The organism is Actinomyces sp. oral taxon 180 str. F0310 (assembly GCF_000185285.1).
Classification (GTDB): Bacteria; Actinomycetota; Actinomycetes; order Actinomycetales; family Actinomycetaceae; genus Pauljensenia.
Window position 1 is genome coordinate 1,245,222 of the sequence record NZ_GL622194.1, and the last position, 24,638, is coordinate 1,269,859.

Below are 24,638 nucleotides of genomic sequence, written 5' to 3' on the forward strand. Positions count from 1 at the left end.
GCGTGTTGGTTGGTGATGGGTCAGCGTCGCTCCGATGAGCTCACTTCTGACTGCTTCGAGGCGGCGGCTTCGCGAGCGAGGCGCGCCTTTCCGAAGAAGTAGAGCCCAACGATGAGGACGAGAACAAAGGCCTGCGCGGCCAGGTTCTCCACTCGGGGGTAGATCCCCAAGAGGTCAATGGTGGGGAATCCCGACAGAGGCGTCAGCGAGATAACGTCGGCCTCCTGGAGTTCCTTGATGCCCGATCCCGTGAAGGTAAAGGCCATGAGGGCCAGCAGGATCGACGTGATCGTAAAGAAGGGACGCAGCGGGATGCGCAGCGCCGCGAACTGGATGAGTAGGTAGACGACGACGAGGATGACGGCGCCAACTCCGAGGCCGATCCACACGTAGTGCACGTTGGCGCCCGCGCCGGAGACGATCGGCACGTAGAAGAGGATCGTCTCGGCCCCCTCGCGCAGGACCGCGAGGAACGAGATGAAGGCCAGGCCCAGGAGCGAGCCCCGGGTCAGGGACGCGTCCGTCTTGTCCTTGATGTACCTGTCCCAGGCCTCGTTGGAGGACTTGTTGATCATCCAATTCGATACCCAGATCAGCATGGCGACGGCGAAGAGGGCGGCAAAGCCCTCGAGGAGCTCCTGGTTCGCGCCCGCGAGCGAGGAGACATAGCTGAACACGACCGCCAATCCGACGGAGAATGCCAGGGCGAGGCCAACGCCGCCCCACACGATGCCGGTCTTGTCCTTGTGCCCGGCCTTCGCCAGGTAGGCCAGGACCGCGGCGACAACGAGGATCGCCTCCATACCCTCACGCAGGATGACGAGGAGGGAGGGGAGGAACTGCGCGAGCCACGGGGAGGATGCGGAGGAGGATTCGGCAGTCTTGCCCGTGTAGCCGTCCAGGGTATTGGCGTCCTCGCGAACGAAGTTTGACAGGGTCGCGTAGTGTTCGTCGACGGCGCTGGAGTCGTTGTCGGTCATGGCCTTCTTCAGGAGGGAGAACTCCATCTCCACCTGGGACACGCGCGCCCCGGAGATGCGGCTCATCACCTGCTTCTCCATGCCGGTCGTCTCATAGTTCTTGTAGTAGGCGTCGTTGACCTTGTCCTTGCCGCCCTTGGCGTCACCCGCCTTGAAGGCCTCGACCCCCTCGGCCAGGATCCCGTTGATGGTCTGGGCGACCTCGCCCCACGGGCCCGGACTGTAGTCGGCGGAGGAAGCGGTGCCCGCCTGCCCCGGTGAGACGCCGTCCAGGGCGGCTGCATCTTCCGTGACGTACTGCTTGAGGGTTGCGGCGTGGGCGTCAACGTCGGAGGCGGCGTTGTCGGTCATGGCCTTCTTCAGGAGGGAGAACTCCATCTCCACCTGGGACACGCGCGCCCCAGAGATGCGTGCCATGACCTGCTTCTCCATGCCGGTCGTCTCATAGTTCTTGTAGTAGGCGTCGTTGACCTTGTCCTTACCAACCTTGGCGTCACCGGCCCGAAATGCGGCGACGCCCTCGTCGATGATTCCGTTGATGGTGGTGGCCACGTCGCCCCAGCTTTGGCCCTGGGCGCGGGAGGGTGTTGCCACGATGAGCGCCATGAGCACGGCCATGACGACGGCGACGACGATGCGGACGAAGTGTTGGATGACGTCCTGCGTGCGGATGCGAAGCACTGTCATCACGAACCTCCTGTAGAACCGGCGGATGGGAGGCGCCGGGCTTGTAGGATTCTTACCCAACGAGAGTAACGTCATGCTCGCCTAGCGGAAAGCACTACGTTTAGGATTACCTAAATTGTGACCGCACAGTCGCCGTCCTTAGCGCTCGAAGACCGCTCCACGCTGGGACCAAGGGCCTGTTTTGCTGACCACCAGACCGATCCCACCCCCCTTCCGACAGGCGTAGCACGGCACCCCTCTCTGAGGCTACCACTCGGTCAGACGCTGCGGGTAGCCCACCCACCGGCATCGGCCCACCGCGCCGGACCGATGATCACGAAACGCCCTCGACTGTCAAGCGGCGGCGTTACCATGGAGAAGTCAGGCTCGTCGAACGAAGGGGTTCGCATGTCTCCCACACGCGATAGGACCGCGTCCCGGCCCGCTCATTCACCCGCTGCCGAAGAACCTGCGCCGCCCACCAGCCCCGCTTCAGCTCCGAGGCGCACCGCTCGCCCAACGCGAGCCGGGTGGGCGCGCATCGCGATCTTCGGCATCCCCTGCGGAGCGTTGTACCCCACGCAGCTCCTGCGCACCCTGGCGCCGGTGGGATCGGAGCACTTCCTGCTCATCCAGGACTGCGTCAACATCGGACTCCTGGTCCTCGCGCTTGCGATCGCCGGGCGCGTTTTCCTCTCGGACTTCTCCTACCTGCGCACTCGCCCCATCCGCAAGGTCGCCGCCCTCCTCGGCCTGTTCGTCCTGACCATGATCGCCCAGAACCTGGCGAACAACGCTCTGTCCACCCCGAGCTCGTTTGACGACGGTTCCCTCCACTACTTCACGGAGGGCTTCGGCGGGCTCGTGTTCTCCTTCATCGTCGCCCTCGGCGGCCCCCTCATTGAGGAGGTGTTCTTCCGTCACTTCCTCATCGGTACGCTCAGCGCCTACGCCCCCACGTGGCTCGTCGCGACCGTATCGTGCCTGCTCTTTACCCTCATGCACTGCCACGGGTGGCAGGATATCCCCTCCTACATTCCCCTGGCCCTGACCCTCACGCTCGCCTACCTGTGCTCGGGGAAGAACCTGGCCTACGCCTGGCTGTTGCACGCCCTCAACAACTCGCTCGTCGTTGGCGCGGTCTTCCTCTCCCACGCCGGCGCCTAGCCGGACGCACCCTGAGCGCAGCCACCGCCGAAAAGCCACAACCCGTGACACCACTGCTCCGGCCCTACGCCTGCGCACGTTAACCCACCTGGTGGCACATGGTCACACCCGCCCAGCCTCCAGTAGATGGGTTTAGCTGCGCACAAGTGGGGTCACGCCTCCCGCAGATGCGCACAACCAACACGCGTCCACAAGCACTGCACTAGTTAGGGAGCATTACACCACCTCCCAACTGGTGCAATACCCACCTAAGTGGTGTAACACCACTTAACAACAAGCATTCACGCGAACACGCACCGCTTACACGACGCGCGAGAGGCCAATGCTGCACCAGTTCGGGAGGTAATGCGACACCACAGTCGACCATTCAACCGGCAACACCGCGAGGACGCTGCACCCGTTACGGGGCACTGCACCCGTTACGGGGCACTGCACCCGATCAGAACGGGTGTAATGCCTACGGATCGGGTGCACTGCACGCTCAGACAAGAACAAACGCGGAATCTGAAAGCCCAGACCACACGCGGCACAAGAGAACTGGCGAGAAAAGTCCGCCAACCCCCGGCGCAACAAGCACCGCCCGCAACAACACAACACGGGCCCACACACTAACCCACCTGGTGGCAACGTGGGCCCACCCCTGCGCATGTGAACCCACCTGGCGGCACACGGTCACACCCGCCCAGCCTCCAGTAAATGGGTTTAGCTGTGCACAAGTGGGTTAACACCACCAGTAGATGGGCCGATCTACCACACACTCGCCCGCCCACAGCACCCCACCCACAACGGAACGAGGCCGTGACCGAACCGGTCACGGCCTCGTCGCGCTCAATCAGCGGCGCTCGGCACAACACGGCCGCCGATCAGGCGGTCATGTCCACGTGGTCCTCAACCGCGGCGCGGCCAGCCTCAAGGCGGGCGACGGGGACGCGGAACGGCGAGCAGGACACGTAGTCCAGGCCCACGCCGTGGAAGAAGTGGATCGAGGCCGGGTCACCACCGTGCTCGCCGCACACGCCGAGCTTGATGTTCGGCTTGGTCGAGCGGGCGCGGCGCACGCCCTCGGAGACCAGGGTGCCGACGCCGTGCACGTCGATGGACTCGAAGGGGGAGACGCCGAAGATGCCGGCCTCGATGTACTGCGGGAAGAACACGCCCTCGACGTCGTCGCGCGAGAAGCCCCACACGGTCTGGGTCAGGTCGTTGGTGCCGAAGCTGAAGAAGTCCGCTTCCTCGGCCAGGTCCTCGGCCGTCATGGCGGCGCGCGGCAGCTCAATCATGGCGCCAATCGACACGCCCGACAGGTCGACGCCGTGGGCGGCGGCGACGGAGGCAATGATGCCTTCGCCCTCCTCGCGCACGAGCTGGAGCTCACGCACGGAGCCGACCAGCGGGACCATGATCTCGGGACGCGGGTCGAGGCCGCGGGCAACGAGCTGCGCGGCCGCCTCGCACAGGGCGCGCATCTGCAGGGCGAACAGGCCGGGCAGGTAGATGCCCAGGCGCACACCGCGCAGGCCCAGCATGGGGTTCTCTTCGTGCATGCGACGGACCTCGACGAGCATCGCCTCGTCGGCGGGATCGAGCGTGCCGGTCGCCCTGGCGACGGCGACCTTCGTCTCCAGCTCGATGAGGGCGGGCATGAACTCGTGCAACGGCGGGTCGATGAGGCGCACGGTCATGGCCTTGCCGTCCATCACCTCGAGCATCTCAAGGAAGTCCTGCTTCTGCAGCTTCTCCAGCTCGTTGAAGGCGGCCTGTCGCTCCTCGGACTCGGGGGCGGAGAGGATCGCGCGCTCGACGAGCGGGCGGCGCTCGCCCAGGAACATGTGCTCGGTGCGGCATAGGCCGATGCCCTCGGCGCCGAAGTCGATGGCGCGCTTGGAGTCGAGGGGGGTGTCGGCGTTGGCACGCACGCTCAGGCGGCGGACCTTGTCGGCGTGGGAGAGGAGCTTGTCGACGGCCTCGACGAGCTCTCGGGTCCCCTGGTCCGCGCCGGCCGCGGCGACACCGGCCTCGAGCCCCTCGGCGAGGTAGGTCGTGACGGGCGAGTCGGTGACCGGGACCTCGCCGCGGAAGATTTCGCCGGTCTGGCCGTCGATGGCGATCGTGTCGTCGGCGGTCAGGACCATGTCGCCGATGGTGACGGTGCCGGCGGTGGCGTCGATGACGAGGGCTTCGGCTCCACACACGCAGGTCTTGCCCATGCCGCGGGCGACGACGGCGGCATGGGAGGTCTTGCCGCCACGCGCGGTCAGGACGCCTTCGGCGGCGACCATGCCGGGCAGGTCATCGGGGTTGGTCTCACGACGCACGAGGACGGTCCTGATCCCCTTCGCGGCGGCGGCCTCGGCCTGGGCGTTGTCGAAGGCGATCTTGCCGACGGCGGCGCCCGGGGAGGCCGCCATCCCGCGAGCGATGAGCTCCTTATCGGCCTTGGCGTCGAACTGGGGGAACATCAGCTGGGTGAGCTGGTCGCCGGTAACGCGCCCCAGGGCCTCGTCGCGGGTGATGAGCTTTTCGCCCAGGAGCTGGGTGGCGATACGGAACGCGGCGGCAGCGGTGCGCTTGCCGACGCGAGTCTGGAGCATCCACAGCTTGCCGCGCTCGACCGTGAACTCGATGTCGCACATGTCGCGGTAGTGGGTCTCGAGCTTGCGCATGATGGAGCGCAGCTCGTCGTAGACGGGCCTGTTGATCTCCTTCAGGGCGGACAGCGGCAGGGTGTTGCGGATGCCGGCGACGACGTCCTCGCCCTGCGCGTTCTCCAGGTAGTCGCCGTAGACGCCGGAGTGGCCGGAGGAGGGGTCGCGGGTGAAGCAGACGCCGGTGCCGGAGTTCTCGCCCATGTTGCCGAACACCATGGTGCAGATGTTGACGGCGGTGCCCAGGTCGTGGGGGATGCGCTCACGGCGACGGTAGATGCGAGCGCGCTCGGTGTTCCAGGAACGGAACACGGCCTCGATGCCCATGTCCATCTGGGTGCGGGGGTCCTGCGGGAAGTCGCTGCCGGTCTGTTCCTTGACGATGCCCTTGAAGGTGTCGACGAGGCCCTTGAGGTCCTCGGCACTCAGGTCGGTGTCGCCGACGACGCCGCGCTCGGCCTTGAGGGCGTCGAGGGCGTCGGAGAAGAGGTCGCCGTCGATGTCGAGGACGGTCTTGCCGAACATCTGGATGAGGCGGCGGTAGGAGTCCCACGCGAAGCGTTCGTTACCGCTAACGGCGGCGAGGCCGCGAACGGACTCATCGTTGAGCCCGATGTTCAAAACGGTTTCCATCATGCCGGGCATGGAGAACTTCGCGCCGCTTCGCACGGAGACTAGGAGCGGGTCGGATGGATCGCCCAGCTGGCGACCCATCTGGTCTTCGACGCCGCGCAGCGCGGTGGTGACCTCGGTGGCCAGCGACTCGGGAACCGTCGACTCTTTGAGATATGCGCGGCATGCCTCGGTGGTGATCGTGAACCCGGGGGGAACGGGCAGACCGAGCTTCGTCATCTCTGCGAGGTTCGCTCCCTTGCCTCCGAGCAGGTCCTTCATGGACTTGTCACCCTCGGAGAAGTCGTACACATACTTGACCATCGTGGTCCTCAACTTCCTTGTTTTGCGATGACCGACCCGCGCGCGGGTCGCTACCACAGGCAAGAATACACTGCTCTAGGGACCTAGGTCACCTGATGGCGCGACGACGCCCCATTGTCTTGACAAGGCGTCCTAGGGTGCGCCCGCCGAACGAGTCGGAGCAGAAAGAAACGCGTGGGGCGAGCCACAAGACCCGCCCCACGCGCGAAGCGTCACCGACTTGTCAGCGCACGCGGAACTCGATGGTGGTCCCCTCGCCGACGTCGATCAGGTCGCCGTCGTTGAGCGCCAAGGTGACCATGGGGGTCACGTCCTGGAAAGAACCGTCCGCGTGACGCAGAACCGTTCCGTTGGCGCTGCCGAGGTCCATGAGCGCCCACGAGCCGGGAGCGGTCATCATGACGGCGCAGTGCGAGCGAGAAATCTCCGTCGCGGGGCTGGGCACACGCAGGACGGTGGCGGGAGGACGACCGGTGAGGGCAGAGGCATCGGGGTCTCGACCGATGACCACGTCACGCGAGACCTCCACGGGCACCGTTCCGCCGTGGATCAGGAAGGCGACGGGTGCGGCGGGGCCGGAGTTGACGGGGGCCAGGCGCAAGATCGTGGCCTCGGTGTCCGTCTCGGCGTTCAGGCCGGCCAGTCCCACGGCGCTCATCGCCTCGGGAACGGCCGGAGACTCCGCAGCCGGTTCGGGGGTCGGCTCCGGGGCGGACCCCGGGGTCGGCTCCTCGCTGGCCTCCGAGTCCTCGACTCGATCGGAGGAGGCTGCCGTGTCGATCGGGGGCTCCTCCGTGGCAGCGACAACGTAGAGTTCCCCGGAGGGCTGCTCGGCCGACTTCACGGGTTCGTCCTCGGCGCGATCGGCGGCCGACTCTCGGGCATCGGTAGCATCCGCACCGGCCTCGCCTTCGTCGGCCGACGATGCCCTCGAGGAGGACAGGAACACCGGCGCCTTGTTGGTTGCGGCCAGGAACTGCGCCTCAAGGGCCTCGAGATCGACGGAGGCGGTGCGCAGGGTCGGCTCGGGAAGCTCCTCGCGAGCCTCCCGCAGTGCCCGGCGCTCGTGGGTGGAGATGTCGGGATTGATGAGGAAACCCATCGTGTCGACGGGCAGCGAGGACATCGCCTCCACCTCATCGAGCGCGCGACCAATGCGAATCTCGGCAGCCTCAACGCGGTCGGCGGCGGGCACCATCCACGTGACCTCGTCGCCCTCAATGATGGTGGCCTCGAAGGTCTGCCACTCGCCTGGGTTGAATGGCCACGCCCAGATCGGGTCGGTCCACACCTGTTCCGTGATCTGGCCGGCGGCGCGCATGCGCAGCTGAATGTTGCCCAGAACGGTCAGGTAGGGCTGCTCGCCGGCGCAGTCCAGGAGCAGGGCGTCCCCCTGCTCGGCCTGCACGTGCGCTAGCCACGCCTGCGTATCCGCGCGCCCCCACACGACGTCTGCCGCGGAATCAGCGAAACTCAGCGGAACCAACGCTGCACCGAGAGGGCCGGTGACGAGCATCGCGCCCTGTCCGCGACACAGGAAGCGTCCAATCTGAAGCATCAGTTACTGCCTTTTCTTCGAGGAATCCGGCGAGCTGTCTCGATCGACGCCGGACGTACTGGTTGAATCATGCGACTCATGACATTCGAAGGCAATGTTACTCGCGATTCGGTTCCTGCGTAAACCACAACGGCAGTGGCATTGTCACGCGTTCCCCCCTCGAGGGCAGCCCGGACGAGCGCATCGGCATCACCCTGCGGCCCGTTCCCGGCGGCAACCAGGGCGCACATCTGCGAATCCGACAGGACCCCGTGCACGCCATCCGTGCAAATCACCGCCCGATCGCCCTCTTCCAACGGCATGATCGTGTAGTCAGCCTTCACGCCACCCGACTGTCCGGCTCCCAGCGCCTTCGTCACGACATTCGCCGGCGGGATCACCCTGGGCGCCCCGGAGGTCGCCGCGAGGTCGCGGGCCTCCTGCAGCGCCGAGTGGTCGTGCGTGAGCTGACGGACCCCGCCTCCACCCACGACGTAGGCGCGCGAGTCCCCCACGTTGAAGGACAGCCAGTAGGGGCCCTCGGCGGTGTGCAGCACCATGAGGCCCGACAGCGTCGTGCCCGGCGCGCTCATCGGATTGTCGGCGGGAGCCAACGAGGCCACCGCGGTGGCCGCGGAGTCGATCGCAACGGACAGATCCACCAGATCCACCGGCCGATCCCCGAGCCTGCCCGGGCTGAGGTACTCCTGCAGGATCAGGACCGCCGTCGACGAGGCCTGCGCCCCGCCCAGGTGCCCGCCCATGCCGTCGGCGACCGCAAAGACGGGTGGGACAGCCAGCCACGAGTCCTCGTTTTCTGCTCGGACCGGGCCAATGTCGGTCGAGGCACCCCATCGAACCGCGGGGCGCTCCGCATGTTCATCGAGAGCCATCTGCCTTCATCTTTCCCGCTGCGCAACTCGCGCAGCGTGACGCATTACGTCCACCATTCTACACACGGGGCGCGTGAGGCCCGCAGCATCCGAAAAGCGCGAAAGACAACAAAACGCAGGCGGCGTCATGAGCATCCTCACGGGACCGTGATGCAGGCGCGGACCGGATCGGACATGCGCCCCGACGAGCGAGCGACCGTCGTGATCTCCACGCAGTTGTCTCCGCTGGCGCCGTCGACGCGAACGGTCGTCTCCTTGACGCGCCCGCGGGAGGTTCCTCCCGCGCCCGAGGCCTCGTACGCGTAGGCCGTCTCGGAGTCGGTGGCACCCGCAGGCGCGGTCCACGTCCACTCCACCAGCCCGCCCGCGTAACTCCCCGTCAAATCGGTGACCTGGGGCGGGGCAACCCCCACCGCGTCACCCGGCGTGGCCGACGCCGTGCTCGTCTCGGGTGCCGGCGTGATGCGCGTGAAAGACCCCTGACCGCGCAGCATCGCCACAGCCAAGCCGGCGGCGATGATCGCGGCCAACAGCACGAGGATCATCCCCGTCACGGGGGTCAGGCCCTTGGCGGGCGCCGCCGTCTCCTCAACCTTGCGGCGGGCAGAGACCTCGTCGATGTCGCCGTCCCGGTCGCTCTTCCACGAGTCGGCGACCGCCTCGACGCCGCCGGAGCCGCTTCCCCCCTCGAAGGAGTAGGGGGAGGGACGCATGTGCGTCGCTTCGGGGTCGATCACGGGGGCCGCGCGCAGGCGGGTCTTGTCGTCGGTGCCGACCGCAGGAGCCTGGACCTTCTTCGATCGCTTCTCCTTGATCTCCATCTCCGTGCGCGGGTAGCCGAGCTCCCGTTGAACCCGTTGAAGCCCTTCGCCGAACTCCTTCGCCGACTGTGTGCGCTCCGCCGGGTCCACCGCCATCGCCGCCCGCAACACGCGCTCCAACTCGCAGGGGGCATCCGCCCGTCCCAGGCCGCGCACGCGCCCCCGCTGGACGCGGTTGGCGATCGATGCCGCCGAGTTGTCTCCGATCGGATCCTCGAAGGGGCTGCGCCCGGTCACGAAGGTCCACGTCGTCGATGCCAGGGCCCACACGTCCTGCAGGGGGGAGGCGGGCGAGTTCACGTCCTGCTGCTCCGGGGGCGCCCACAGGACCGAAAAGCCGTCGAAAGCACCGACCTCCAGCGCTCCCACCTTCGACGCGACCCCAAAGTCGGCCAGGACAGGCTTGCCGTAGGCGTCCAGCATGATGTTCGAGGGCTTGATGTCGCGGTGCACGTAGCCCTGCCAGTGGAAGGTCTCGACGACGCCGCAGATCTTGATCATCGTGTCCAGGGCGTCCTCGAGCGACATGGGCCGCGCACGAACCTGCGTGAGGAGGTCGGCAACCGGGCAGTACTCCATGACGAGGTATGCCCGCCCGTCCGCCGTCGTTCCCACGCCGTGCAACTCCACGACGGAGGGGTGACCCGACAGGAGCGTCATGGCGTCGGCTTCGCGATGCAGCTCCTTCGTGCCCCGTTCATCCCCCTGGGCGCGCACCACCTTGATGGCCACGTCCCGGCTCGGCAGCTCCTGACGGTAGAGGAACACGTCGGCGAAACCGCCTTGCCCCAGGGGACGAACCCACCTAAATCCCGGAATCTCCGGCCCCCTCATGCCTGCGACGGCTGGACTCACCGCTCGATCTCCTCTCGCATCGTGCGCTCGATCAGGGCGCTCAGACGCAGCTTGCGGCGCATACGCAGGCTCCGCAGGGACAGCGCCCGGCGCACGCGCGCAAAGAAGCCCGCACGCTTGGACACCTGGTCTCGCAGCTGTCCCACCTGTGCCCACGCGGCGCGCGCGCGGTCGCGGGAGGCACCGTTGGAGGCAAAGTTCGCGACGTCGGCGAAGCGAGCGATCACAACGGGAGAAGGAACGTCGCCGCCGAAGCGGCTCCACCCGTCAATCACGTAGCGTCCCCTGCCACCGGCGTCGCCGCGATCGGAGGACGAGGTCGACCCGTCCTCGCCGCTGCGCATCTCACCCGTCACCAGGGCGAAGGGGTCGCCCGGGTCCTCCCCCAGCTGCCACTGGGAGGACAGTGCCCACGCGGTCTCCTGGCGAGTGCGTCCCAGCTCGATGCGCAGGCCAGAGTCGGCGGCCAGGTCCACGACCTCGTCCCACGAGCCCACCAGCGCATCACCGGCCGCCGCCCTGCGGCGACGCCTGCGCCGGCCCGCCTTGAACGCCAGGATCGCCAGGGGCGGCAGCGCGAGGAGGAGGATGGCGCCCGACACTCCGGCGATAATGCCCCAGGGCAGGCCCGCCTCGGGTGGCTTGAGCGGGTCGGCGTTCTGGTCACGCGTGGGCGGAGGCATCTCGGCCGGGGGCTCGGGGGGCTCCGGCGGCTGCAGGACCTGCGGACGAGGGACGGACCGAGGCTTGGGAACCTGGGTCTGCGGCACGTGGTCGCGCGGCGGAGTCGGGTCGAACACGCCCCAGACGCCGCCCGAGAACTCGACCTCAACCCACGCGCGAATGTCGGATCCACGCAGGGTCGCGGCGCCCCCCTGGGAGCCGCCCTCGGGGTAGGCTCCCATGACGACGCGCGCGTTGATCCCCAACTGGTGCAGCATGAGAGCCATGAGCGCGGTGTACTGCTGGTCGTCGCCGATCAGATTCTCGTCGGAGGTCAGCATGCGCTCCAGCCGATCGGTGCGCACGCCCGGCCGCGAGAAGCGCGTGTTCTCGTTGAGGTAGTAGCCGTTCGTGGCCAGGTAGTGTTCGATGGCGCGCGCCGCCGCGAGCGGGGTCGAGGCGTTCTGCGTGAGCTCCGCGGCCTTTTCCGCGACGCCGTCGGGAACGTTCTTGTCCTCCGAGGTGGAGGACAGCGCCACGAGGTTGGCCAGCTCCTCGTCGCGCACGGGCGCGACAAAATCGGTGGTCACGTTATAGCTCATGGAGCCCGCGGGACCGGTCGTCAGCGCCGCGTTCGCCCACGTATCGACGTGGAGGCCGTTCTTTTGCTCGGAGGACTGCGCCCCCGTGAAGGCGATCTGCGAGGGAGTTCCCAGGACGGGAACCCACGGGCCCGACAGCCCCGTGGTCGTCAGCGTGACCACGGAGGCGCCCTGGGAGCGTCCGGGGATGGTCGTCTGGACCTGGATGTACCCCGTGTGCCCGTCGCCTCGCTTCTGGGACATGCCGAAGGTCGTGCCGTCGTACACGTCCATCGCGGCGATTCGCACGCGCTGGTTCTCGGGCAGGTCCGACACGGTCAGCAGCGTCTCGTCCTTCAGGTCCGTCGTGTAGTGGCGGAAGGAGGACATCGGGGAGGGGTAGGCCTGGACGTCAAGGGGCGGGTGAATCAGGTCGCGGCCAACGATGCGTCCGCGAGGGGAGCCCAGGAACGCCGCGGCCGGCATCGCCACGGCGACGGAAACCGCGAGGACGAGGATGGCGCCAACCGCCCGCCTTCCCACGTAGACCGTCGAGCGAGAACGACGCCCGACCGTGGCCTCGGCGCCGGGCGAGCTCTTTCGTCCCACCAGCACATCCTGGCCCAGGGTGATTCTCTGGTACTGGGCGGCGCTCGCCCACCAGGCGACCAGCAGCGCCCACCAGGCGAGGACGGGCGCGAGCGGAAGAGGATAGTGCGTCAGCCCGAAGAACACGGCGATGACCGCCATCACGACGACGGGGATGGATCCCAGGACGGCGCGTCCGGCGCGCGCAGTGATCAGGCCGGCCAGAAGCGCCAGAATGAGGCCGCTCATCCACGGCACGAGGGCCGGGCCAGAATAGACCGACACCGGGGGCGTCAGCGTCAGTAGATCCTTCCACGCGCGGAAGGACCCGAGCACCATGACCTGCAGGGTCTGCCCCGTGGGCAGGAAGCCAAACAGCGCCTCGGAGCGCAGCGCGGCCGCGCTGCCGCCCAGGAAGTAGGTCACCGCGACACTCAACACGGTCGTGAGCGCATCCCACCGCCAGTGGGTCGAGGCCGCGGCAATCGCCAGGCCGCAGGCCACGCCGGCTCCGGCGGCGATGGCCCCGACTCCCCCGCCAAAGACGGGTTCGAAGGCCGCGATGGGCCCGGCGAAGAGGAGGGCGAGAACCAGGAGGGACCAGATCGGCAGCTTCGACCGGTACGTCGCGAAACGCTGCGTGATGGTCAGCAGGCGCGAACGCGTCGTCTTGTGGCGAGGCCCCTGCGAGCCGGCGGGGGGACGGTCGTTGGCGCGGGGGCGGGCGGAGGCGGAAGGAGCTGCGTCCGCGCGCGCGCGGGTCGCGACGGGCGTCGCCGGTGCGGTCTCGGCCTGCGAGTCGACCCTCTGCGCGCGCGGCTTGGTATCAACGCTGGTGGTCATGCAAGCCCTCCGGCGACGATGATACGCGGCAGGTCATCAAGGCGCGCGCAGTCCAGGAGGACGCCCCGCCCGAGGTCTCGCCTGGTTCGCCCCTCCGCGCCACCGATTCGGATGATGGAGACCGGAACGTCGATGGGGGCCAGTCGCGCCAGGTGAGCGGCGTCGACGTCGCTCACCTTCGGACCCACCACGAGGGTGAGGGCCGAGACGCCGGGACGCTCGGCCACGGCCTCGCGCACGCGCAGGGACAACTCCCCTCCGGCACCCGCCCCCACCTCGGAGAGGGCGTCCAGCAGGCGCATGGCGCTGCCCGACGGCAGCCAGTCCTCCGTCGTCGTCACGGACACGGGACGGGACTCGCGCAGGCTGGCCAGAGCGAGCGAGGCGGCGACGGAGACCGCCGTTTCGAAGGATTCGTGATCCCAGACGTCGCGGGAGGTGTCCAGCACGATGACGTGGTGGGAACGGTGCGTTTCCTCGTACTGGCGGACGATGAGCTTGCCCAGGCGGGCGGTCGACTGCCAGTGGACGGCACGCCGGTCGTCCCCGGGCTCGTAGTCGCGCAGCGCGTGAAAGGACACGTCGGAGCTGGAGAGCCTGCCCGTGGACACGCCCTCGACATCCAGCTGGAAGCCGGTGGCGTCGAAGGGAACGCGCACGGTGCGCGGGTGCACGTGGAGGATGACGGGCTCGTCCCACACGCGCACGCGGCGCAGCAGGCCGAGGGCGTCGGAGCGCACCGAGCGCGCCGGACCGACGTTGATGAGGCCTCGGTGACGCGACGAGATGAGAAACATCTCGTCCCACGAGCGTCGCGCGCCCAGCGGGGGCACGACAAACTCGCCGGTGCCCGAGCCGATGGGCAACTCGATGATGCCCGACCGCACGGGACGGTTGCGTTCGTTACGCACCATGATCTCGCCAACGGCCGTCTGGCCGGCGACGATGCGCTCGTTGGGGACGCGGATCGACACGAGGTGCGGGGGCTTCCACGCGACGCGGGTGGCCGCCAGCACGAGCGCGACGACGCCCGCAAGCGCGCACGCCAACGCCTCGACCCACTGGAACGCTGCGGCGACCGCGACGCCGGCGACGATGAGCACGATGACGGCCCAGCCGATCGGCGTGACGGCGCCCGTGAGCGCCGCGAGGGGGCGCACACGAGCGCTTTGCTCCCTGCGGTGCCGCACCCCGTCCTCGCTATCCGAACGCTTCCCTTCCATCACTGCTACCGGGAGGATCCTTACGCGCCGACCGCGGGTGCGGGGACCGAGGTGAGGGCGCGCTGGATGACGCCCTCGGAGGTCGCGCCGGAGAACGCGGCGTCCGGGTCAACGACGATGCGGTGGGCCCACACGGGCACGGCGAGGGCCTTGACGTCGTCGGGCAGAACGAAGTTACGCCCCTGCGCGGCCGCCCACACGCGGGTGCATCGGACCATGCCGATCGCGCCACGCGTGGAGACGCCCAGCAGGGAGGACTCGTCCTCGCGGGTGGCCTCCGCCAGGGCCGCCACGTAGTCCAGGACCGCGCGGTCGGTGTGGTTGTCCGCGGCCAGGGCGGACCAGGCGACGATGTCCTGGCCGGACACCATGGGCTGGAGGTTCTTCGAGCGGTCCGGGGATGCCGAGCCGTCGAGGACGTCGATCATGGCGCTGCGCGACGGGTAGCCGATCGAGGTCTTCATGAGGAAGCGGTCGAGCTGGGCCTCGGGCAGGGGGTATGTTCCGGCCTGCTCGACGGGGTTCTGGGTCGCGATGACCATGAAGGGCTGGGGTGCGGGGCGACGCACGCCGTCCACCGTGACCTGCGCTTCCTCCATGACCTCCAGCAGGGCGGACTGGGTCTTGGGCGAGGCGCGGTTGATCTCGTCCGCCAGGACGATCTCGGCGAAGACGGGGCCCGCGTGGAAGACCCACTCGCCGGTCTTCTGGTTGAACATGTTCACGCCCGTGATGTCGGAGGGAAGCAAGTCGGGGGTGAACTGGATACGCGAGTGCGTGCCATCGATGACGGCGCTGATGGCGCGCGCCAGGGCGGTCTTGCCGGTGCCCGGGGCGTCCTCGAGCAGCAGGTGTCCTCCGGCAAACATCGTCGTGAGCGCGAGGCGAACAGCCTGGCGCTTGTCCAAGACCGCCACGGAGACCCCGTTGACGAGGCTCTTGAAAACCTGGGCGAAACGCGTCGCGTCCTCAATGGACAGTGACATGAGTATCCTTTTCTCTTCGTTCGTTGTGTTGGTTGTCGGTGTGCTGGTTCCGGGCCTTCCCGCCCGGACCGTGCCCTAGTGCATGTACTTGATGATCTCTTTGCCCGTCGACAGGGTGATGTAGAGGGCAACTCGATAGGGCTCGTCGACGGGCAGTATGGAGCCTTCGACCCGAAGACCCGGTGTCTCGGTGGGCGATATGACGGCGTCGCTCTGCTTGTAGATCGTCTGGCCGGTCGCCGAATCGACGACCTTGAGCCGGCAACCGTAGGTGCACAGGCCCTCGGTCTCCTTGGTGCGGCGGATTCCCACCGCGAAGCCGCCGTCGGGGTAGGGCACGTAGTCGGCGCGAATCTCGATGTTCGCCCAATCCTTGTCCGGAACGGCGTGGTCGTTCCTCGGCGTGCCGGTGACCCTGATGGCGCTCGAGACCAGGCCCGAGGTCGAGATCTGGCAGAAGTAGAAGTTCTGCGGAACCCCGTTAGCCTCATCTCCCCCGAACCACACGAAGTTCGTGCCCTGGACCCTGCGGTTGGTGTCGTTAGAGCGGGCCTTGGCGGAGCAGTCGGCGCCGCTCGTTCCCCAGAACACGGTGAGCTCGTTGGCGAGGTAGCCTCGCCCGGGCTTGACGTTGACGTTCGTGGCGTGGAGCTGGCCGGAGTTACCCGTCGCCGTGATCGTCGGCGGGTCGATCTCGAAGGGCGGGGTGTTCGGGTTCGGCGGGATGCGCACGGTCTGGGGGGCCGACGTGGTGGCGTCGCCCTCGGCGTTGCGCACGGTGACGGTCACGGTCGCTAAGGTCACCGAGTCCTCGAGGACCACCTTCTTAGTCTTACGCTGGTCCTCGTCCGCCGTAACGTTGTAAGACTCGCCGTTGACGGTGACGGTGGTTGTCCCCCATCCGCTGCCGCCGCTGTTGCCGACCGTCCACGAGACGAAGACCTTCGCCACGATCTGGCCCTGTCCCTCCCAGCGTTCGGTGGTCACGGTGACGACCGGCTCGTCGGGGGCGACGTGCGAGGGGTGGGGGCGTCCGATGGTGGGCGAGGACCACGGTCCGGCCTGACCCTCGCGGTTGACGGCCCGGACCTGCACAGCGTAGTCGTGCCCGTTGACCACGGAAAGCGTGGCCGACGTGGTGGTGTAGCTGGTCGGTTGGCCGCCGTTGACCTGAAGCTCATAGTGGTCGATCGCCGCCCCGCCGTTGTCGGTGGGAGCCTCCCACGACACGTTGAGCACGGAGTCTCCCTCTTTCACGGTGGGCGCAACCATCTGGCTGGGCTTGCCCACCGTCGAGATTCTGTTGGATGCTGCGGAGGGCTTGGAATCGCCCTCGCTGCTGGTGGCGACAACGGAGAAGGAGTAGCCGCGACCGGCGCTGAGCCCATCGACCGTACACGAGCCGGCGGTGCAGGTGGCCGACACCTGCTGGCCCGAGTCCGCGTCGAGCACCCGGTAGCCGGTGACGGTGGCGCCGTTGGCCGCGCCCGGGGTGAAGGTCACGCGAGCACCGCTCGTCCCCCTGGCCTCGGCGCGCACTCCCGTGGGGGCATCCGGCTTACCGACGACGGTGACGACGATGTTGCCCTGGGCCGAGCGAGACGGGTCGCCCAGGTAGTCGTTGAGGCGGTAGGTGACCTTGATGGTTCCCACCTCGTCGGGGGTGATCGACACGACCGTTCCCTCGGCGCGCACCTGCCCGCCTCCCAGGCCCATGACCGCACCCTCGAGGGTCAGCGGAGAATCGGGGAAGGGGTTGATGGCCCGGGAGGCGACGTCCACCCTCACCGTTTCGCCGACCCGGCCCCGTTCCTGGTAGTCAGGTGCGCTGACGTGAGGCTTGGAGGAGGACACGACCTCGACGGGGACGGAACCCGACACCGAGTTTCCGTCCGTGTCGGTCACGCTCACCCCGATGGATCCGGCCGGGCCTCGGGCGGTGTCCTGGGCCGCGGTCACGGTGAGGGTCGAACCCGACACCGAGGCGCTGATGCCGTCGGGAACGCTCCCCACCGCGTACGTGAAGGTCGAGGGGTCGCCGCCCTCGGGGTCAGTGACTCCGAGCGCCAGGTTCTGGGTGACGGCCTCGCCCCCGGCCTCGACACGCACGCCGGTCGGGGTGAAGGTGGGCGGCTGGTTCTGGGTCGCGCGCACGCGAACGGGTACGGACAGGCTCGATGACAGAGCGCCCGCGTCATCCCCATCGCTGACCTGAATGGTGAACGCCGTGTTTCCGGAGAAGCTCTCGGCCGCGCTGATCGTCAACTGCGTCGCGCCCTCGGCGCTCACCGACGTCAGCCCCGCCTGGGCGGCCGGGGAGGATCCCTCCACCAGCTGCGCGGAGCGCCCCGATCGCACGATGACGTAGTCGGAGAGGGAGATCGTGCGCTGGGATCCCGCGTCCACCTCGATCGGGAGGTTCGCGTTGTTCAGGAAGGGCGCGGTGCCGTTGCGTCCGGGCACGGTGACGACCGCGGAGTTGGTCAGTCCGTCGCGGTCGGTGATCGTGTAGACGACGAGGCGCAGCTGATCGGAGACCGGGATGAGCAGGTCCTGGCCGCTCACGTTCACCCCGGACTCGCCGGTGGTGACCTTCAGCTCGTCAACCGACCCGTCGGGGTCGTCGTCGTTGTCGACGACGCGCACGCGCACGGCCGACCCGTCCTCGGGCAGCTCCGTGTAGGCCACGTAGTCGTCGCGGGCGACGGGGGCCTTGAGGGGGACGTCCTCGGATACGTAGATGGTGGCCAAACCGGTGGCCGAGCCGCCTCGGCCGTCCGAGACCGTGTAGGCGACCGCGTAGCTGCCGGTTTCGGATGGGGTGCGCACCGAGATCGTGGTCGCGGAGCGGACCTGAGGATTGAGCGCGGGCGTGGCCGTCGTCAGGCCGTCCTCGTCCAGGGAGAGCGTGTCGCCGTCGGGATCGACGTCATTGGACAGGACGTTGATGTTGAGGACGCGATCAGGGCGGGCCTGCACGGTGTCCGGGACGGCCACGGGGTTCTGGTTGGACGTGGGTGACGGGGAGATCGCGACGCGCACGCGGGCGGAGGCGCGCGCTCCCTTGCGGTCCTCGACCGTGTAGGTGAAGGTGTCGGTGCCGACCGCCCCGCGGTTGGGCGTGTAGTCGATCCAGGTGGCCGAGGCGGTGGCCACGCCCTGCGTCGGTGAAGAGTCCACGCCGACCAGCGTCACCGAGTCGCCATCGGGATCGATACCGCTCAGCGTGACGGGAATCGTCACGGCCTGACCGGCGCTCGTCCACGCGTTGAGGGTGCGCGGACGGGGGGCCTCGTTGCTGTCGGAATCCGGGATGACCTCGAAGGTGACCGTACTGGAAGCGTGGTTTCCTGCGGAGTCGATGACGGAGTAGACGACCTCGAGAAGCCCGGGGCTCGTTCCCGCCTCAAGGCGCACCTGGTTACCCGTCACAAAGGGCGTCCCCACCGACGAGGCGTGGTCGTACTCGAGGGTCGACTCGACCTGGAGGCTCAGGCCGGCCGGGGAGCGGTCGTTGGACAGGACCGACGCGGTTCCGACGTCGCCGACGCGCACCTTTGCCCGGTCGGGCGCCAGGATAGGCGGCAGGTCGGAACGATCCGACGCGCCGGGAATCACGGTCACCTCGGCGGTGGCGTTTCCCTGGCCGTTGGAAACCGTGTACGAGAAGGTCACCGTCTTATCGATGCCCGCGTGGGCAGTGATTCGCAGGAGGTGACGTTCGATGAGCGCGACCTCGATCTCGGGCGCCTTCGACGTATCCACCGAGGTCACGGAGAGCATGCCTCCGGCGGGGTCATAGTCGTTGCCGAGGGGATTGATCAGCACGGACCCGCCCTGGGGCAGGACGGCCGTGTCGTTCTCGGCGACGGGCCGCACCGAGGACGCGGCCACGACCTCCACGCGGATGATGCCCAGCGTCGTCGCGATCCCGTCGGAGACCGTGTAGGCGAAGGAGTAAGAGCCCGGCTGCTGCGCCCGGAAGTCGATGGTGCCGCGGTCGAGATCCGGGGCGACCGTCACGCCCGACGGGGCTCCGGAGACGGCGGCGAGGGACAGGGGGTCGCCGTTGGGGTCGGTGTCGTTCTTGAGCGGGTCGAGGGTGACGGTCTCGCCCGGGTGCGCCTGGAAGAGGTCGCCGTTGGCCGAGGGCGGCAGGTTTCCCGCCTCCTGGACGCTCACGACGAGCTCGCCGCGTGCCTCGGCCCCCTGGTCGTCCGCCACCGTCAGGACGACGGTCTTGGGCCCGGCGGAGCTGCCCTCCTCGTTGATCGTCACGGTTCCGTCTTCGACGAAGGAGACGTTCAGGCCGGTGGGAACCTGCACGTCCTTGAGGTAGATCGGGTCGCCATCGGGGTCACGCCAGTCGCTGAGGGCCTGGTACTGGATCCGCGCGCCCACCCCGATCTTGACGGAGGAGGAGCGCACCTGAACCGGCGCCTCGTTCTGCCCGTAGGGATGGACCGTGACCTGAACGCGGGCGGAGGCGGAGGCCTGCCCGTCCGACGCCTCGTAGGTGAAGGACGTGGATCCGCTCTGGTCCGCCGAGACGTCCTCGATTTGCAGGGCGCGCCCGCTGCGCGCCACGACCACCGAGCCCCACCCGGGCTGCGAGGTCGGGGTGGCGGTCAGCACGTCGCCATCCAGGTCTGAGTCGTTGTCCAGGACGGGCAGGACGGTGGAGCGCCCCGGGCGGATGCCGAACTCGTCGTCAACGGCCTCGGGCGGGGTGTTTTCCTCGCGCTGCTGCGGGTCGGCCACCTCGTTGGTGAGCTCCGGGCTGTCCTGCTCTTCTTCGCTCTCTTCGAGCTGGTTCTCGACCTCGTCCCAGTTGTCCATGAGGACCATGTTCGAGTCGGGCAGCCACACGTCTCCCTCGGCGACATCGTTGAGGACGATGGCCTTGCGGTTGGTGCGGAAGACAACCTCGCGGGCGGAGGTGAGCGTGTCAACCACCATCTGCTTGTTCGAGGAGGGGTCCTTGCAGGAGCGCACGTATGCCCCCGATCCGCTCCACGCGCCGTAGGCGCAGCCTTCGTGGCGCACGGGGGCCGTCGGGATGCCGCTCGGGGCTCCCTCGGCGGCGGGCGTGATCGAGGGGCGCCCACCCGCCAGCGGGACCGAGACCAGGGAGGTGGCCGTGGCCAGCAGGACCGAGTCGTCCTTCGGTCCGGCCTGCTGCAGGACACCGCCGGACTCGACACCGGCGGCGCCGAGGTCAAGGGTCTTGTTCCCCGGGAGGTAGAGCGTGTTGGACGCCGCATCGAGGGCGACAACCTGATCGCCGACGACCGTCATGGACAGGCGGGCGTCCTCGGAGATCCCGGCGACCTGACTCGTCTTCGTTTCGTCAACCGAGCCACGATGCTTCACGGTCGTGAGCGTGCCCGAGGCCGAGAGGGAGTAGACGGACCCGTCCTCGCCGGTCACGAAGGCGCTGGCCCCCATGTTCGAGGCCAGAGCAGCTGATTCGGCGAGGTTGGAGGGGCTCGGGGAGGACGCGGACGTCGTCCACAGGGTGCCGTCGGCGGCGTTGAGCACGCCCAGGACGTCGCCGCCCTGCATCGCGACGGAACCGGCGGGCAGAGCGGTCGGGGCGCCGAGGGCGACCTGAGTGACGTTGACCGGAGCGACCGTGAGGGAGCTGAGGTCGGAGACGGTGACGGTCTCGGCCGCCTGACCCACGTCGAAGTTGGTGGCCTCGGTGCGCAGCGCGCCGTCGAGGATGCGGGCCTCGTAGTCGAGGTGGCCGACCATCTGTTTCGACTTGTTCGTCACCCAGATGCCACCGTCGTTGACGTTGACCTGGGTGACTTCCGCGCCCCGGTAGATGACGCCCGCGATGCAGAGTGCAACGACGACCAGCATGAGGATGGCCGACGGCAGGCGTCGCCTCACGCTAGTCAGGTGTCGTCGCGGTCGCGAGGTCATGACCCTTCTCTCGATAGATGAGCAGTGCCCTAAACATAGTGTGACACGAGTTCACACGGATCCAATAGTTAATCAGAATCTATCAGACCGGCGATTACCTAACAACCAGAGGGGGTTCTCTCACAGAGCAGCGGTCGCTTTACCACCAACCACACACTTGTCATCCCAGCGCAACTGGCGAGAAGATCACTCCCCGTTGAAGGTGAAGGAGCGCTCCCCTCCCTCTTCCTGCACGCCAACCGTGACAACCTGACCAGGTTGCAGCTCTCCGAACAGGATGCGTTCGCTCAGCGCGTCCTCGATCTCTCGCTGAATGGCGCGACGCAGCGGGCGGGCTCCCAGAACCGGATCGAAGCCGACGTCCGCGAGGAGCTCGCGCGCCTCGTCCGTCAGCTGCAGTCGCATATCCTGAGCCTCCATGCGCTTGGCCAGCTTCGCGATCATCAAATCCACGATGCGGGCGATCTCCGGCTTGGTCAGCGGCGGGAACACGATCGTGTCATCGACGCGGTTGAGGAACTCCGGCCGGAAGTGCTGCTTGAGCTCCTCCGCGACCTTCGCCTTCATGCGGCCGTAGTCGTGCGTCGAGTGATCCGCCGTCTGGAAGCCCGTGAGAACACCCTTATTGATGTCGCGGGTCCCCAGGTTGGTCGTCATGATGATGACCGTGTTCTTAAAGTCCACCTTGCGGCCCTGAGAATCGGTCAGGCGGCCTTCCTCCAAGATCTGCAGCAGGGAGTTGAAGATGTCCGGGTGAGCCTTCTCGACCTCGTCGAAAAGAACAACCGAGAACGGCTTGCGGCGTACCTTCTCCGTCAGCTGCCCGCCCTCGTCGTAGCCGACGTAGCCGGGAGGCGCACCAAAGAGGCGCGAGGCCGTGTGCTTCTCGGAGAACTCCGACATGTCGAGCTGAATCAGAGCGTCCTCATCCCCGAAGAGGAACTCGGCGAGCGCCTTGGCCAGCTCCGTCTTACCCACGCCCGTCGGGCCCGCGAAGATGAAGGAGCCGCCGGGACGGTTCGGATCCTTCAGGCCGCTGCGCGTGCGGCGGATCGACTGGGCAAGGGCCTTGACGGCCTCGTCCTGCCCGATGACGCGCTTGTGCAGCTCATCCTCCATCTTGAGCAGCTTCGCGGTCTCCGTCTGGGTCAGGCGCACGACCGGAATACCCGTCGACATGGCCAGGACCTCGGCGATCTCCTGATCCCCCACCTCGGCGATCTCGTCGGATTCCCCGCCCTTCCAGGCTTCTTCCTTCGACTTGCGCTCCTCCGCGAGCTTCGACTCCTCGTCGCGCAGGGAGGCCGCCTTCTCGAAGTCCTGGTCGTCAATGGCCGCCTCCTTGTTGCGGCGTACCTCGGCGATCTTCTCGTCGAGCTCGCGCAGCTCCGGCGGGGCGGTCATGCGGCGGATCCGCAGGCGGGCGCCCGCCTCGTCGACCAGGTCGATGGCCTTATCGGGCAGGAAGCGATCCGAGATGTAGCGGTCGGCCAGCTCCGCGGCCGCCTGGATCGCGGCGTCCGTGATGATGACGCGATGGTGCGCCTCGTAGCGGTCACGCAGCCCCTTGAGAATCTCCACCGTCTCGTCGACGCTGGGCTCGTCCACCTTCACCGGCTGGAAGCGACGCTCCAGCGCCGCGTCCTTCTCGATGTACTTGCGGTACTCGTCGTTCGTGGTCGCACCGATCGTCTGCAGCTCGCCGCGCGCCAGCATCGGCTTGAGCATCTGGGCGGCGTCGATCGACCCCTCCGCGGCGCCCGCGCCAACGAGCGTGTGAATCTCGTCAATGAACAAGATGATGTCCCCGCGCGTGCGGATCTCCTTGAGCACCTTCTTCAGGCGCTCCTCGAAGTCGCCGCGATAGCGCGAACCCGCCACCAGCGACCCCATGTCGAGGCTGTAGATCTGCCGATCCTTGATCGTCTCGGGCACGTCGCCCGCCACGATCGCCTGGGCGAGCCCCTCAACGACGGCGGTCTTGCCGACGCCCGGCTCGCCGATGAGCACCGGGTTGTTCTTCGTGCGCCGCGACAGGACCTGCATGACACGTTCCATCTCCGTGCGACGCCCGATCACGGGATCCAGCTTGTTCTCGCGCGCGGCCTGCGTCAGGTTGCGACCGAACTGCTCCAGGATCGCCGAGTTGGAGCGCTCGGGGCCGCCGGTGCCACCCACGCCGGCTCCCACGGACTCGCGGCCCTCCTCGTCGCCGCGCTGGTAGCCGGACAGCATCTGGATGACGGTCTGGCGCACCTGCGCCAGGTCGGCCCCCTGCTTCGTAAGGACCTGGGCGGCCACGCCCTCGCCCTCCTTGAGCAGGCCGAGCAGCAGGTGCTCCGTGCCGATGTAGTTGTGGCCCAGCTGCAGGGCCTCACGCAGGCTCAGTTCGAAGACGCGCTTGGCGCGCGGGGTGAAGGGAATGTGGCCCTCAACCGGCTTCTCGCCCTCGCCGATGATCTCGATGACCGAGGCGCGCACGGCCTCACCCTTGATCTCCATCGTCTCCAGGGCCTTGGCTGCGACGCCCTCACCCTCCGAGATCAGACCGAGCAGCAGGTGCTCCGTGCCGATGTAGTTGTGCTTGAGACCGCGTGCCTCGTCCTGCGCGAGCACGACGACCCGGCGAGCGCGGTCGGTAAAGCGTTCGAACATGCCTCTCCTCATTTCAGGGGCGTCCACCGCGCCGAACTCGGCACAGACCCATCCCAGTTGACTGGTTACCAGACTACGAGGCCAGCTCACGGCGTGCGCGCGCTTTCGCCCTGGGCGCAGGGCATGGGGCGGCGAGTGTGCGGGCAAGCTCGCCGGACGGGACCCTCTCGACGAGGCCGGGACGGAATCGGCCCTCCGACTCCCTCTGGGCGGCACGTCCCGCGACGCCGGGAACGCCGTTTTCCGCACGCGCCGGGCCCGCTCGAGATTGCGACGTTACGGCTTTCGGAACGGGCCATCTTCCTCACGTGCCGGGTCGGCTCCGCAAGCCCTCGTGGTTTGTGCCTCGCGCCTCGTGCTCGTTCGCCCACTACTTGGCCGTGTGGGCCCGGCAGCTGCGCAGGTTAGCCCAGTTAGTGGAGCGTGGGCCCGGCAGCTGCGCAGGTTAGCCCAGTTAGTGGAGCGTGGGCAACCCCGCCCACCCGCCACCTAGTGGGTTAACGTGCGTGTAACCGGGCCGAAGCGGCCACCTAGTGGGTTAACGTGCGCGTAGCCGGACCCACGGCAGGCCAGCAAACCCACAGCACGGCACCGGCCAACAAACCACGACGGTCCGGCGGTGCGGCAGCGCACGCAGGCACCGCGACCACAGAAACGCTCAGCGAGCG

Annotated in this window: 11 protein-coding genes; 1 reads left to right on the forward strand and 10 read right to left on the reverse strand. The window is 67.8% G+C overall.

Features of this window, described 5'->3' with window-relative positions; genetic code table 11:
- Nucleotides 1-20 precede the first annotated feature (20 nt).
- On the reverse strand, nucleotides 21-1,667 hold the full coding sequence (locus HMPREF9006_RS05325) for an FTR1 family iron permease (protein ID WP_050786697.1): 1,647 nt from the start codon (nucleotides 1,665-1,667) through the stop codon (nucleotides 21-23).
- Nucleotides 1,668-2,054: 387 nt separating this feature from the next.
- Here HMPREF9006_RS05325 and HMPREF9006_RS05330 point away from each other — a divergent pair, with 387 nt between their 5' ends.
- Nucleotides 2,055-2,813: a CPBP family intramembrane glutamic endopeptidase gene (locus HMPREF9006_RS05330; protein WP_198002541.1), complete on the forward strand. Its 759-nt coding sequence runs from the start codon at nucleotides 2,055-2,057 to the stop codon at nucleotides 2,811-2,813.
- Between the two features lie 863 nt (nucleotides 2,814-3,676).
- On the opposite strand, the gene ppdK is transcribed toward HMPREF9006_RS05330, so the two are convergent.
- The 9 genes from ppdK to HMPREF9006_RS05375 form a co-directional block, all read right to left on the reverse strand.
- Nucleotides 3,677-6,394 carry a pyruvate, phosphate dikinase gene (ppdK, locus tag HMPREF9006_RS05335; protein WP_009212545.1) on the reverse strand — a complete coding sequence of 906 codons (2,718 nt, stop codon included), beginning with the start codon at nucleotides 6,392-6,394 and terminating at the stop codon, nucleotides 3,677-3,679.
- 223 nt (nucleotides 6,395-6,617) lie between these two features.
- Nucleotides 6,618-7,952 (reverse strand): FHA domain-containing protein, encoded by a 1,335-nt coding sequence (locus HMPREF9006_RS05340; protein WP_009212546.1) that lies wholly within the window; start codon nucleotides 7,950-7,952, stop codon nucleotides 6,618-6,620.
- Nucleotides 7,952-8,824 (reverse strand): PP2C family protein-serine/threonine phosphatase, encoded by an 873-nt coding sequence (locus HMPREF9006_RS05345; RefSeq protein WP_009212547.1) that lies wholly within the window; start codon nucleotides 8,822-8,824, stop codon nucleotides 7,952-7,954. Before HMPREF9006_RS05345 ends, HMPREF9006_RS05340 begins: the two co-directional genes overlap by 1 nt.
- A gap of 137 nt (nucleotides 8,825-8,961) precedes the next feature.
- On the reverse strand, nucleotides 8,962-10,479 hold the full coding sequence (locus HMPREF9006_RS05350) for a serine/threonine-protein kinase (RefSeq protein WP_009212548.1): 1,518 nt from the start codon (nucleotides 10,477-10,479) through the stop codon (nucleotides 8,962-8,964).
- 17 nt (nucleotides 10,480-10,496) lie between these two features.
- The gene (locus tag HMPREF9006_RS05355; RefSeq protein ID WP_009212549.1) at nucleotides 10,497-13,175 is read right to left on the reverse strand and encodes a transglutaminase-like domain-containing protein; all 2,679 of its coding nucleotides are present in this window, start codon (nucleotides 13,173-13,175) and stop codon (nucleotides 10,497-10,499) included.
- A complete protein-coding gene (locus HMPREF9006_RS05360; protein ID WP_009212550.1) occupies nucleotides 13,172-14,398 on the reverse strand; it encodes a DUF58 domain-containing protein in 1,227 nt (408 codons plus the stop codon). The genes HMPREF9006_RS05355 and HMPREF9006_RS05360 overlap by 4 nt, the downstream gene beginning before the upstream one ends.
- A 20-nt stretch (nucleotides 14,399-14,418) precedes the next feature.
- Complete coding sequence (locus HMPREF9006_RS05365; RefSeq protein WP_009212551.1) at nucleotides 14,419-15,384, reverse strand: AAA family ATPase; 966 nt, start codon at nucleotides 15,382-15,384, stop codon at nucleotides 14,419-14,421.
- 75 nt (nucleotides 15,385-15,459) lie between these two features.
- Nucleotides 15,460-21,252: an Ig-like domain-containing protein gene (locus HMPREF9006_RS05370; RefSeq protein ID WP_009212552.1), complete on the reverse strand. Its 5,793-nt coding sequence runs from the start codon at nucleotides 21,250-21,252 to the stop codon at nucleotides 15,460-15,462.
- A 249-nt stretch (nucleotides 21,253-21,501) separates the two neighbouring features.
- On the reverse strand, nucleotides 21,502-23,970 hold the full coding sequence (locus HMPREF9006_RS05375) for an ATP-dependent Clp protease ATP-binding subunit (protein ID WP_034231190.1): 2,469 nt from the start codon (nucleotides 23,968-23,970) through the stop codon (nucleotides 21,502-21,504).
- Between the last annotated feature and the right edge of the window lie 668 nt (nucleotides 23,971-24,638).